This window comes from Psychrobacter sp. 16-MNA-CIBAN-0192, from assembly GCF_040309565.1.
Lineage (GTDB): Bacteria > Pseudomonadota > Gammaproteobacteria > Pseudomonadales > Moraxellaceae > Psychrobacter.
In genome coordinates this window covers 1-286 of the sequence record NZ_JBEOOX010000131.1, presented here as the reverse complement: position 1 = coordinate 286, position 286 = coordinate 1, and the positions used below count along the sequence as shown (strand labels likewise).

Here is a 286-nt window from a genome sequence, read left to right as displayed (position 1 = left end):
GAGCTGGTGGGGCTTAGAATGGAGCAAATAAATTTGCGCCAAGCTGTGGTGTTTGTAAAAGGTAAGGGAAACAAAGAGCGGCTAGTGCCTTTAGGTGAAGAAGCTATGTATTGGCTCGAGCAGTTTTTAAAGCTCGGGCGCGCACAAATGATAAAACACGCCACCGATTTTGTATTTCCCTCTAAACGAGGGGTAGGCATGACACGACAAACTTTTTGGCATCGGATTAAACACTATGCTATTTTGGCATCTGTTGAGTCGCCGCTATCACCCCATACCTTGCGAC

1 protein-coding gene is annotated in these 286 nt (G+C 46.5%); it reads left to right on the top strand.

Annotated features, from left to right (window positions below; all coding sequences use genetic code 11):
- Nucleotides 1-18: 18 nt before the first annotated feature.
- Nucleotides 19-286, top strand: a 268-nt coding sequence (locus AAEY78_RS12635) for a tyrosine-type recombinase/integrase (protein ID WP_352339680.1), incomplete at its 3' end; no start/stop codon positions are given.